The organism is Candidatus Neomarinimicrobiota bacterium, from assembly GCA_018651745.1.
Taxonomy (GTDB): Bacteria; Fidelibacterota; Marinisomatia; order Marinisomatales; family TCS55; genus JAAZYX01.
In genome coordinates this window covers 1-12,633 of the sequence record JABIDL010000032.1, presented here as the reverse complement: position 1 = coordinate 12,633, position 12,633 = coordinate 1, and the positions used below count along the sequence as shown (strand labels likewise).

Annotated in this window: 13 protein-coding genes; 11 read left to right on the top strand and 2 right to left on the bottom strand. The window is 40.2% G+C overall.

The features are described from left to right. The first annotated feature begins 134 nt into the window (after positions 1-134). On the top strand, positions 135-1,088 hold the full coding sequence (locus tag HOD97_06400) for an integron integrase (GenBank protein MBT4281227.1): 954 nt from the start codon (positions 135-137) through the stop codon (positions 1,086-1,088). 272 nt (positions 1,089-1,360) lie between these two features. Here HOD97_06400 and HOD97_06395 read toward each other — a convergent pair whose 3' ends face one another. Then, positions 1,361-2,068 carry a class I SAM-dependent methyltransferase gene (locus HOD97_06395; GenBank protein ID MBT4281226.1) on the bottom strand — a complete coding sequence of 236 codons (708 nt, stop codon included), beginning with the start codon at positions 2,066-2,068 and terminating at the stop codon, positions 1,361-1,363. Positions 2,069-2,257: 189 nt separating this feature from the next. Here HOD97_06395 and miaA point away from each other — a divergent pair, with 189 nt between their 5' ends. From miaA to frr, 10 genes are all read left to right on the top strand, one after another. Then, positions 2,258-3,262: a tRNA (adenosine(37)-N6)-dimethylallyltransferase MiaA gene (gene miaA / locus HOD97_06390; protein MBT4281225.1), complete on the top strand. Its 1,005-nt coding sequence runs from the start codon at positions 2,258-2,260 to the stop codon at positions 3,260-3,262. Positions 3,263-3,429: 167 nt separating this feature from the next. After that, entirely contained in the window at positions 3,430-3,990 is a 561-nt protein-coding gene (gene pyrR, locus HOD97_06385; protein MBT4281224.1) for a bifunctional pyr operon transcriptional regulator/uracil phosphoribosyltransferase PyrR, read from the top strand. After that, entirely contained in the window at positions 3,983-4,909 is a 927-nt protein-coding gene (locus HOD97_06380; protein ID MBT4281223.1) for an aspartate carbamoyltransferase catalytic subunit, read from the top strand. Before pyrR ends, HOD97_06380 begins: the two co-directional genes overlap by 8 nt. Then, on the top strand, positions 4,906-6,195 hold the full coding sequence (locus HOD97_06375; GenBank protein ID MBT4281222.1) for a dihydroorotase: 1,290 nt from the start codon (positions 4,906-4,908) through the stop codon (positions 6,193-6,195). Before HOD97_06380 ends, HOD97_06375 begins: the two co-directional genes overlap by 4 nt. Positions 6,196-6,281: 86 nt before the next feature. Then, positions 6,282-6,710 (top strand): 50S ribosomal protein L13, encoded by a 429-nt coding sequence (gene rplM / locus HOD97_06370; GenBank protein MBT4281221.1) that lies wholly within the window; start codon positions 6,282-6,284, stop codon positions 6,708-6,710. Beyond that, complete coding sequence (gene rpsI, locus HOD97_06365; GenBank protein ID MBT4281220.1) at positions 6,710-7,102, top strand: 30S ribosomal protein S9; 393 nt, start codon at positions 6,710-6,712, stop codon at positions 7,100-7,102. Before rplM ends, rpsI begins: the two co-directional genes overlap by 1 nt. 1 nt (position 7,103) lies before the next feature. Beyond that, positions 7,104-8,021: a 30S ribosomal protein S2 gene (rpsB, locus tag HOD97_06360; GenBank protein MBT4281219.1), complete on the top strand. Its 918-nt coding sequence runs from the start codon at positions 7,104-7,106 to the stop codon at positions 8,019-8,021. After that, a complete protein-coding gene (tsf, locus tag HOD97_06355) occupies positions 8,018-8,635 on the top strand; it encodes a translation elongation factor Ts (GenBank protein ID MBT4281218.1) in 618 nt (205 codons plus the stop codon). Before rpsB ends, tsf begins: the two co-directional genes overlap by 4 nt. 8 nt (positions 8,636-8,643) lie before the next feature. Beyond that, positions 8,644-9,360 (top strand): UMP kinase, encoded by a 717-nt coding sequence (locus HOD97_06350; GenBank protein ID MBT4281217.1) that lies wholly within the window; start codon positions 8,644-8,646, stop codon positions 9,358-9,360. A gap of 4 nt (positions 9,361-9,364) precedes the next feature. After that, positions 9,365-9,922 carry a ribosome recycling factor gene (gene frr, locus HOD97_06345; GenBank protein MBT4281216.1) on the top strand — a complete coding sequence of 186 codons (558 nt, stop codon included), beginning with the start codon at positions 9,365-9,367 and terminating at the stop codon, positions 9,920-9,922. A 78-nt stretch (positions 9,923-10,000) separates the two neighbouring features. Here frr and HOD97_06340 read toward each other — a convergent pair whose 3' ends face one another. Beyond that, on the bottom strand, positions 10,001-12,412 hold the full coding sequence (locus HOD97_06340; protein ID MBT4281215.1) for an adenosylcobalamin-dependent ribonucleoside-diphosphate reductase: 2,412 nt from the start codon (positions 12,410-12,412) through the stop codon (positions 10,001-10,003). Between the last annotated feature and the right edge of the window lie 221 nt (positions 12,413-12,633).

The window sequence follows — 12,633 nt, the reverse complement described above, 5'->3', positions numbered from 1 at the left end:
TAACAGTTAATATTTGACGAAAACATCAAATAGTGCTCCTATATGCGTAATATTATGCATTACATTCATTTCATATATACTTAAATTACCTCTAGAAAAACTACTGGGGGATACTTTTAAATTCAAGGATTAACATGAGCAAACTATTAAATCGAGTTAGGGACAACATACGTGTTCGTAATTATAGTTACAGAACAGAAAAAACATATACTGATTGGATAAAGCGATTTATAAAATTTCATAATGTAAAACACCCTTCTGAAATGGGTGCAAAAGAAATTAATCAGTATCTAACGTATCTTGCTGTTGATAGAACAGTTTCCGCATCAACACAAAACCAGGCTAGAAATGCGCTTTTATTTTTGTATTTGAAAGTGCTTGAGAAAGATATCGGTAAGCCGGAGAATTTTGTTATAGCCAAAGGCACAAAGCATATACCCGTTGTCCTTTCTCAAGATGAAGTCAAGATTGTTCTGGCAAATATCCATGGTATTCATTCTATTATATGTAATTTACTTTATGGGGCAGGATTACGATTAACAGAATGTTTGAATATCAGAATTCAGGATATTGATTTTTCACAGAAAAGCCTGATTATTCGCAGAGGAAAAGGGGATAAAGATCGCGTAACACTGTTACCGGAAAAATGTATAAACCCATTGGAAGACCAAATCTTAAAAGTAAAAACTCTGCACGAAAATGATATAAAAAAGGGAAGTGGGTCCATTATACTTCCAAAGGCATTGAGACGAAAATATACCAATGCAAGTAAGGAAGTAAAATGGCAGTTTGTTTTTCCATCAGTCAGTCTGTCAAACAATCCGCAAACAGGTGAATTAATGCGATGGCATATTCATGATTCAAGCGTGAGTAGAGCGTTGAAGAAATCAGTTAAGTTAGCCGGAATTGAAAAGCGCGTAACATGCCATACACTGCGTCACAGTTTTGCAACACACTTGCTGGAAAATAGTTATGATATCAGAACTGTTCAGGAACTACTTGGGCATAAAGATCTTCGTACAACGATGATCTACACCCACGTGATGCAAAAAGGTCCGCTCGGCGTTAAAAGTCCGTTGGATAATTAAAAGTGCCACGACCATCCTTGGTCATGGATTTGCATGCGCTGGGAAGCTTGTGCCACTATTGTGTCTCGCTCATTTTCAATCGTGGATGAAAGAATGCAAGCGCACGAGAAGGGATTCTCATGCCACATTTAAGATAGTCGTGGGTGCACGCGGGGAGAAAACGGCCGCTTATTCCCCAATATTTTCGTCAAGGAATTCTAAAACATCGTTCCAGTAGGAATCCCGAACTTCCCAAAATAATTCCAACCTAAACTATTGGGTGTGTTGCACAGTTATGCTTTCTGCCCAATAAGAATCAAGTTTTTTCCGATGATGGGTGGTATGATGCGTTCTACTTTTTTCATGATTGGGACAACCCAAGTGTCGTACAAAGAAACATTAGACTCGGTTGTAGTTTGTTTTAACAATACGAAAGCAACATACCATGGAATAATTCCAGCTATATCAAAATAGTTGATTTTTTTAATTGAAAATCCTGCTGCTGAAACCACATCTACAAGTTCCTTTTTAGAATACCGTCTATAATGTCCCACGGCTTTATCAAAATTGCTGTACAAAAATGATAGTGCAGGTACAAAGATCAGAATATGCCCATTTTGTTGAAGCGTTTTATAGGCATGCGTTAAGGCTTCTCTATCTTTTTCTATATGTTCAAGAACATTTACGTAACAGATGGAATCAAACGATTGATTGTATTGATGCGATTGGTCTTCAAAAAATGCATGAATAGTATCTACGTTATTATGATGAGCAAAATTATTTTCAAGGACAGGGTACATATTTTCAGATGGCTCAAATGTGGTAAGGTGATTTATTTGAGTTTCTAATAAAAATTCAGAAAAATGACCCATTCCTGCCCCCACTTCTGCTACATGAGCACCAAGGTATGGGGTGAATTCTTCAAGAATCCATTTATGATAATTATAGGCAAAGGACATTGCTTCCAAGTCCTTTCCGAAGTATTGAGTCTCGTTTTTCATTTCTATTTAATGATATCGAACATTTAATCTATGGATAATACATACATAAATCTATTTATTGTATTTAATGGTTCGATCCTCCTTGAAGACTGTTGCTTAGGCAACAATTCGGTTTACTCATTGTTGCAATCGTGTGCGGCTGCTACTCAAAGGATCGAAATGCTAAACTTGTGAATCATTTCAGCACGTATGCTTAGGCAACAATTCACTACGGAATATAATCCCATTGAAGTTAAAAGAATTCATGGACTAATTTTTACCACCATTATGGAAACCATTTTAGCAATCATCGGTCCAACTGCTTCAGGGAAATCCACCCTTGCTCTTTCAATCGCCAAGAAAGTTGATGGAGAAATCATTGGTCTTGATTCCAGACAGATTTATAAAGACATGCCGATTGGCACGGCTCAACCTACCGAGGAAGATCGGAAGCGTATTTATCATCATTTAATTGGAATTCGCGAACCCACAGAATCGGTATCCGCAGGAGAATATGCTGAATTAGTTTTGGAAGCAATTGATACGGCTAAGAAAAGAGGGAAAACTCCCATTATTTGTGGTGGATCCGGACTGTATTTCAGGGCGCTTTCCACTGGTATTTTCGAAGGAAGTATGACAAATGAATCCATTCGGGAAAAATTAGAAAAAGATTATGATGCTCATGGAAGCGAACTGATGCTGAATCGATTAAAAAAGATTGACCCGGATTATGCAGAAATAGTTCATCCTCATAATCGAAAACGGTTGGTTCGCGCGCTAGAAATTTATGAGTCCACCGGCGATCCGCCTTCGGTTCATTTCAAAAAACAAGATGCATCTGAAACGCGCAAAATTAAAACTTTTACAGTTCTTGTTTTAATACCGCCTGATAAACTTGAAAATCGAATCCGAAATCGGACAAAGACAATGTTAAAATCCGGTTGGATTGATGAAACAAAACATCTTCAGGAAAAATATGGTGTTGATAATGTGCATGCATTGGATTCCATTGGATATAAACAAATCATTCAGGTATTAGATGGGGAAATAACTCGGGAAGTGATGGAAGAAGAAATTGTGATTCGTACTCGTCAATATGCAAAGCGACAGCGGACGTGGTTTCGAAAGGAAAATATTGATTTAGAAATAAATCCTGATGATTATTCTAACGAAAAAGATATTATTGAAACTATTTTAGTGAGGATGAATAAGTAGCAAGGATTGTATCTTAGTTTTTTTATCTGTTTGTATTAACTTTAAAGTAAGAATGACCCTTTAAATCAGTCCTGTGAGACGGTAAGGGCAGTGAATGAGACCTCCGTCTCTGTCTTCTGCAAACTGCAGAACCAGCTGCCCGGGGGTTTTTTGTTAAGAAAATGAGTATGATAAAACCAAAAGAAAAACTGTTGTTTGATGAGACGGACATCCAAAAAATGATCACCCGCCTTAGTCATGAAATATTGGAAAGTAATTCTAATAAGGATGATCTTGTATTAATTGGCATCCAAACGCGAGGCGAACCACTTTCAAAGCGCGTGCATGCTATTATTCAAACAAATGTTTCTCTAGATATTCCTTTGGGAGAAGTCAACATTGCTTTCCACCGCGATGACTTTCGCGAACGGCTGGTTGTTCCCCAAGTAAAAGGGTCTAACATCCCTGTAACATTAGATGGTAAAACTGTAGTCCTCGTGGATGATGTTTTATTTACAGGAAGAACCATCCGTGCTGCCATGGATGAGCTTTTTGCTTATGGGCGGCCAGCGAAGATTCAGCTCTGTGTCCTTGTGGATCGTGGGCATAGAGAAATCCCGATTCGGGGCGATTTCGTTGGTAAAAACATTCCCACAAACGAAGGTGAACATGTAAGCGTTTTGTTAAAGGAAGTGGATGAAAAAGACGGCATTTATTTACTGTCCTTTAAGGAAGATCCGGATGCTTGAGCAAAAACATTTACTCGGACTCGAAGGATATCCCGAGAAGGATATTGAAACAATTATTAATACAGCATTTTCATTTAGAGAGATTTTGGATCGCCCGATTAAAAAAGTCCCCTCACTTCAGGGAAAGACAATTGTAAACCTATTTTTTGAAAATTCCACGCGCACTCGAATAAGTTTCGAGCTTGCCCAAAAGAGGTTAAGTGCAGATACCGTGAATTTTTCAGCCTCCACATCCAGTTTAAAAAAAGGAGAAAGTTTTAAAGATACGACCCAAAATATCGAAGCTATGAAAATTGATGCTGTGGTAATGCGTCATCCGGATCCTGGTGCACCACTTCATTTAACGAAGCATGTGGATGCCATTATTATTAATGCTGGGGACGGGAAACATGAGCATCCGACTCAAGCAATTTTGGATATGATGAGCCTAAAAGAAGTGTTTGGTAAAATAAAAGGATTGAATGTGGCGCTTGTGGGCGATATTTCTCACAGCCGGGTTGCGCTTAGTAATATCTACGGACTCATTACACTTGGCGCAAACGTAACCGTGTGTGGACCGCCTACACTCATTCCACCTCACATTAAATCGCTAGGTGTAAACGTGAGCCATAATTTAGATGAAGCGATTGAATGGGCAGATGCGTTGAATATTCTTCGCATTCAAATGGAACGAATGGGAGTCGGACTGTTTCCATCGGTCAGGGAATATCGAGAGGTTTTCGGTGTAAACACAGAAAGGCTCGAACGTCATAACAAGGAATTAATTATTATGCATCCAGGACCCATGAATCGCGGTATTGAAATTGACAGTACGGTCGCTGATAGCAAGCAAGCCATTATTCTTGACCAAGTGCTAAACGGTGTCGCCTCGAGAATGGCAATATTATATTTACTCTTAGGTGGGAAATCGGAAGAATGAAGACACGAAAAATACCAAAATTACTTTTACTAAAAGGTGGAACTGTATTAGATCCGCTCAAAGAAACGTCGGCGAAAAAAGATATCCTGATTAAAAATGGGAAAATTGAATCTGTCGATAAATCAATCTCGTCAAAATCTGCAGAAATTTTAGATTGTGCCGGAAAAATTATAACGCACGGATTTTGCGATGTACATGTGCATTTTCGTGAACCAGGAAGAGAAGATAAGGAGACGTTGGCGACCGGATCTCAAGCTGCTCTTGCCGGCGGGTTTACCCGTGTATGTGTGATGCCAAATACCAATCCGCCGCTGGATTCGCCTGAGTCCATTCGATTCATTGTTGAAAAGGCCGAAGAATGTCCAATTTTCATTCACCCGATTGGCGCTGTTACCAAAGGGCAAAATGGAACAGAAATAACTGAAATGTCAGCAATGGCGCGTGAAGGTGCCATCGCTTTTAGCGATGACGGCCTGCCGATAACAAATGCCGTAGTGATGCGCAGAGCATTGGAATATGCCTCTATGCTACATATGCCTATTATTAATCACGCTGAAGATGTTGATTTGAGAGATGACGGTGTGATGAATGAAGGGGAGACTTCCTTGAAACTTGGGCTAGATGGAAACACATCTCTTTCGGAATCTATAATGGTTTTCCGAGATCTTGAATTAGCTCAATTGGCCAATACTTCAGTCCATATTCCTCATGTTAGCACAAAGGAAAGTGCATTACACGTTGCAGCAGCAAAAAAGAAGGGCGCTTCTGTAACAGCAGAAGTAACACCTCACCATCTTTACTTTAATGACGAAGCATTAAAATCCTATGACACAAATTTTAAAGTTGCTCCTCCATTACGAAGCGAAACAGACCGTAAGGCACTTGTTAAAGCAGTAATTTCCGGTGCAATCGACTGTATTGCGACAGACCATGCTCCGCATACGATTGAAGAAAAGGAAGCTACGTTTGCCCATGCACCATTTGGAATGATTGGGCTTGAATCATGTTTTGCAGCTGTGAATACTATTTTAAAGGAAGAAAAAAAATACTCTCTGTTAAACCTCATCAAACTTCTAACGGTAAACCCCAGAAAAATATTTGGCTTTGAGACTGATTTGTTGAAGGATGGGGTAGATGCAGAATTGGTTATTATTGATCCGGCAGAAAAATGGAAGTTTACCGAGGATTCAATTTATTCCCGGTCGTCAAACTCTCCCTTTACGGGAGAAACATTTACGGGAAAAGTGAGTGCAACTTTGGTTCTGAATCAGGTTTCAGAACTGTAATTTATCCCTAAAACTATTTCTCGTAATATTATTTGACCCTGATATATTTTGGTCTAATTTCATAGGCTTTATTCGAACGTAAAATTATGAAAACAAAAACATTAAAAGCGCACGAGATTACACGGGATTGGTACATCGCCGATGCTGCCGGAAAAATGCTTGGCAGATTTTCGAGCGAAGTTGCTCAAATTCTTAGAGGCAAACATAAACCTACTTTCAGTCCGCATTTGGACATGGGTGATTTTGTGGTAGTCATCAATGCCGAAAAAATCAAGGTTTCAGGTAATAAAGAAACCAAAAAGGAATATTTTAAACATTCGGGTTATCCTGGTGGAACTACATTTACTGATTTTCAGCACATGATGAAGACCCATCCGGATCGGATTATTACGGGCGCTATTAAAGGTATGCTCCCTAAAAATCGACTCGGGAGAAAACTGATGTCTCATTTAAAAGTATACGCAGGTGATGAACATCCGCACATTGCCCAAAATCCGAAAACATTGGAGATTTAATGTCTGAGAATTCCCACGTAGCAGTTGGCAGACGGAAACGATCTGTGGCTCGAATTTATCTCAAGCCCGGTAAAGGCAAGATTGTTGTAAATGGTCGACCTTATAAAGAATACCTTTGCCGAGATGTGTTAGCTACGATTGTTTCTCAACCGCTTGTTACAGTTGAAGCTGACAAATCATATGATATTACCGCTAATGTGTACGGAGGCGGATTAACCGGTCAAGCCGGAGCATTAAGGCTCGGTATCGCGCGTGCGCTTCAAATAGCTGTTCCGTCGTATAGACCAGAATTAAAAAAAGCAGGATTCCTAACACGTGATGCCCGGGTTGTGGAACGAAAAAAATATGGACAGCCGGGTGCCCGAAAACAATTCCAATTCTCAAAGAGATAATATGCCAGAAATTAAATTCGAAGACCTACTTGCTACCGGCGCCCATTTTGGGCATGTTACCCGGAAATGGCATCCCAGTTTTAAACCGTATATCCTCATGGAAAAAAACGGTGTTTACATTATTAACCTACAAGAGACAATCAACTGTCTTGAAAAAGCATGTGAATTGATTCAGACTATTGTTAAACGAAATGGCGAGGTTTTGTTCGTTGGAACCAAAAAAACAGCACGTGATATTGTTCAGGAAGAAGCAGATCGATGCGGAATGTTTTATGTGGTAGAACGTTGGCTTGGTGGAACTCTTACTAATTTTTCTACCATTCGCAAAAGTATCAAACGACTTCAACTTCTTGAAAAAGAAGGATCAAGCATCTATGAAAATATGACCAAAAAAGAGGTGCAAATGTTGAATCGCGAACGCATCAAGCTTGCGGATCAACATCGAGGAATTAAAGATATGAAGCGCCTCCCCGATGTTATTGTTATTGTGGATGGACATTACGAATCAACGGCTATCAAAGAAGCAAAACGATTGGAAATTCCAATCATTGCTATTATAGACAGCAATACAGACCCGAATATTGTTTCATATCCTATTCCCGCGAATGACGATTCGATTCGGACGATTCAATTGATTATTGGAGCCATTGCAGATGAAGTTATTGCTGTAAGAGAAGGTACAAATGAAGTTGTTGAAGAACCATCTAAGAACGGGGAATCTGTTGGCGATAAAGGCGAAGCAACATCAAAGATTACTGAATCTAAGTCAGAAAAACTTGCCGAGGCCTCCGAAGCAAAAGCGGATAAACCTGATAATTCTGAAGAAACACCTGCGGAAGAAAGTCCTTCTACTGACGAAGTAATAGAGGCAACGCCGGCTGTAGAATCAACAGATAAAGAAAAACCAGAAACCTCATGAGTATTGATGCGACATTAGTTAAAGAATTACGCGATAAAACAGGCGCCGGGATGATGGACTGTAAAAAAGCCTTGTCAGAAACGGACGGTAATCTGGATAATGCTGTTGATTTTTTACGGAAATCCGGAATTGCAAAAGCAGCAAAAAAAGGGTTGCGCGTCGCGAAGGAAGGCATCGTGTATTCTTACATTCACCACGGCGGGAGACTCGGTGTGTTACTAGAAATCAATTGTGAAACTGATTTTGTTGCCAAGACTACCGGGTTCCAGGAATTGGCTCATAATTTAGCCATGCAAGTTGCCGCCACAAATCCTGTAGCTGTAAAACAGGAAGATATTTCTGAAACTGACATTTCGAAAGAACGTGAAATTTTTGAAGATCAGGCGAAGGCATCCGGGAAACCTGATAATATTATAGATAAAATTGTAGATGGAAGGCTCGACAAATATTTCCAAGAAGTTTGTCTTTTAAATCAGCAATTCATCAAAGACCCCGACAAAAAAGTTGGTGATCTTCTCACGGAAGCGGTTACAACTCTAGGTGAAAATATCCAGATTGCCCGTTTCACCCGTTATGCCATTGGCGAGATGAGCGTTAACGGGAAACTCTCTTAATTTTATCCATGCCCGATCCCGTTTTTAAACGGGTTTTACTTAAACTCAGTGGCGAAATCCTCGCCGGTAAAGAAGGCTTTGGGATTGATCCAAAACAAGCGCATTATCTTGCAAAAGAAGTAAACTCTATTCGAGAATTAAATGTAGATGTTGGTTTAATTATTGGAGCTGGAAATTTATTTCGTGGTGTTAAGGCAGCAGGAAAAGGAATGGATCGCGTTACGGGTGATTACCTCGGAATGCTGGCTACAATCATGAATGCAATTTCTGTTCAGGATGCGCTGGAACAATTGGAGTGTGATACTCGAACCCTATCTGCAATAAATGTTTCTCAAATTGCTGAACCTTATATACGACGTCGAGCTCTTAGGCATTTGGAAAAAGGTCGCGTAGTCATTGTTGCCGGCGGCACTGGAAATCCATATTTTACTACCGACACTGCTGCGGTTCTTAGAGCCACTGAACTTAAAGCTGATGTTGTACTTAAAGGAACCAAAGTAGATGGTGTTTTCGACAAAGACCCTGAAGTATATTCTGATGCAGTGAAATTTGACACGATCACATTCAAGGAAGTGCTCGTGCAAGAACTTCGGGTGATGGATATGACCGCGATTTCATTATGCAAGGAAAATAATTTACCCTTACGCGTTTTTAACGTAAATAAACCTGGAGACTTAAAGAAGATTATTATGGGTGAACAAATAGGAACATTAATTAAGGATTAATTTTATGTTGACAGACATTTTAACTGATGCAAAACATCGTATGGATCAAGCCGTGGAACACACCCGAATGGAACTGGTGAAAATCAGAACCGGTCGTGCGAATCCTGAGGTACTGAATTCAGTATCGGTTGACTATTACGGAACGAAAACACCACTAAATCAGGTATCAAATATAACCGTTCCTGAGGCGAGGTTGATTACTATACAACCGTTTGAAAAACATTTAATTCCTGATATTGAAAAGGCGATTGTTGAAAGCAATATTGGTCTTACACCCAATAATAATGGTACGGTTATTCTACTTCCGGTTCCCCAATTGTCTGAAGAAAGACGAAAAGATTTAATTAAAATGGTTCACCAACAAGTGGAAGAAGGACGTGTGGCAATAAGAAATGTTAGGAGAGATGCAATTCATCATGCAAAGGAATTTGGTAAGGATGAACATATTTCTGAAGATGAGATTCGTCGAAGTGAGCAGGATTTACAGGAAATGACAGATAAGCATATAGAAAGTCTTAACGAGCTTCAAGATCATAAAGAAAAAGAATTAATGGAATTCTAAACAAGGTAAAAATTAAGCGGTATAAAAAAGCCCCTTGGTTCTCAAGGGGCTTTTTTATTTTAGGTGGAATAATTATTTTTATTCACATTTTGAAAAACCACATCCGGGGCACGTAACGCATCCGGCTTCATGATTGACGGTGCTCCCGCAGTCCGGACAAGTTGTGATATTTTTAAATGTAAAATCCGTAACAGGTTTCCCGCTGGTTTCTGCCTCGGACACCATAGTGAATTGTGCACTTGGATGTTCATCCTTTTGATCTTTAGTCTGGATGTCTTTCAGGTAGTCATCCAATGCTTTTCCGATAGCATCAGGGGTAGAAAGCACAAGCCGGCCATCTTCCCAGGCGGGATTTGGACCGCTAATTCCTTTTAGTTGTTTCACAATTGAGGTTGGGTTGATTCCAGATCGCAATGCCAAAGAAATAAGCCGACTTATCGCTTCGGACTGTGCAGCGGCGTTTCCACCTGCCTTTCCGATGGTCGTAAAAATTTCACATAAACCGTTTTCATCTTCATTAATAGTAATATAAAGGGATCCTTCGCCGGTTCGGATTCTTCTAGTTTGCCCTTGAGTAATGCCGGGTCGGTTTCGCGGTGCCTTAGTTCCTCGGGCTTTTGTCTGAAGTTCCTCATCTATTTCACCGTTTGTAGAAAGATCTTCTTTTTTATCGGTGATGAGAATTCCTTCACGACTGCCTTCACGGTACACAGTAATACCTTTTAAACCTTCTTTATACGCCGTCATATAAATATCACCAACCGCCTCAACATCAATATTATTCGGAAGATTCACCGTTGAAGAAATGGATGAATCAATATATTTTTGGATTACACCTTGCAGTTTTACCCGAAAATACGGATCAATGTCATGTGCGGTAACAACGTGGTCTGGAAGATTTTTATCTGAGCCAAATAGTTTTTCAATGACGGGATGTACAACTTTGTATTCAGAAAATGTTTTTCCATAACCGCCATCATTTTTCTTTACACGACGCATGTAGGATGTTGCAAAAATGGGTTCAATTCCAGAGGTGACTTGTGCAACAATGGCACCACTTCCCGTGGGAGGCACCGTCAGAATGGTAGCATTTCGTACACCGTTCTCCTGAATTTTATCCCGGAGTCGTTTAGGAAGATTTTTAACGAATTTACTTTTGTGGTAGCCTTCCCAGTCAAAATTTGGAAAACCGCCTTTTTCTCGCGCAAGATTAGCGCTGGTTTCATAGGATGTATCACGGAAAATTTTCATAACCTGATCAATCGTTTCCAATGCATCATTACTATCGTATTTGATGCCCATCTTTACGAGCATATCACCAAGTCCGAGGATTCCGAGGCCGATACGGCGGTCATTTTTGGCATTAACCTGCTGGGTTTCCAGCGCATGGCGGTCCAGATTATAATCAATGACATTATCTAAAAATCTTGTGGCGTATTGCACGCATTCTTTAAACGAATCTATCATAAAATTTCCTTTGTCATCAACATATCGTTCAAGGTTGATAGAGCCGAGATTACAACATCCTCCATCCGGCAAAGGTTGCTCGGCGCAAGGATTTGTGGACACAAGTGGGCTACAATATTCTGCATTATGATAATCTGTCATGGTTTCCCAGAAAAGCAGTCCCGGTTCGGCGCTAGTGTGCGCGTGATGAATGATAGTATCCCATAGTTTGCGTGCTTGGATGGTTTTGTAAATTTTTCCGTCCCAGCAGAGATCAAAATCAGAGTCTTTCTCGACTGCATCCATAAATTGATGCGTTAATAGAACAGAAATATTCGAATATTTCACCATATCAACGTTACCGGTTTTAATGCTGATAAATTTTTCAATGTCAGGATGGTCCACGCGAAGCGTCTGCATATTTGCGCCACGCCGTCCATGTTGGGCGATAGTATTGGTATTTTCGCTGAATAGGTTCATGAATCCTACAGGACCGCATGATTCACCACCGGTCCCATTGATGGTATCCCCGGAAGGGCGAAGGACGGATAAGTCATGACCGCATCCACCGCCAAATTTATAAGTCCGCGCCTCTTCTTCAATCGTTTTATATATCGCATTGATTGAGTCGTCCTGAATGCCTACCACATAGCAGTTATTGAGCGTTGTGGTAATGTCGTCACGGCCGGCACCGTGCATGATGCGTCCTCCGGGCGTGAATCGAAAGTCCTCTAAAATGGACATAAATTTTTCTTCCCACTCGGTTTGCAGGCGTTTGGTTTTTTCAACCCCGGCCAACGCCTGAGCTTGCCGCTGCCAGAGTTGGTACGGATGCTGCTCCCAAGGAGCGAGGTATTTATTTTTAAGAATATCGGCGCCGAGATTGTCGCCTTTGTAATAAGATTCTATCGTATAGGGTTCAGGAACGGCAGTTTTTCCGTTTTCTGAACGTTCGATTTCGCGGACTTGTTCCTCTACAAGAGATTTGATTTGTTCCTTTTGCCCATCCGAATCTGCAAAAGGAAATTCCATAGCTTCAGCCATAAAATATCCTAATTAAGGTATGTGGTAACTGTATTAAAAAACTGCCTTTAGGCTGGTAAAAAATGTAAAAAAGAAAAAACGTCTTGGTTGGCAGGGATCAATATATTGCCTGAAGTAAAACGGGTCAAGAGGAAAAGTAAATATTTTCAATTCTTGAGGGAAAAATTGAACGAAAGAATAGTTATCCACATTTTATCCACAGGGATTAGGTATAATGGGCT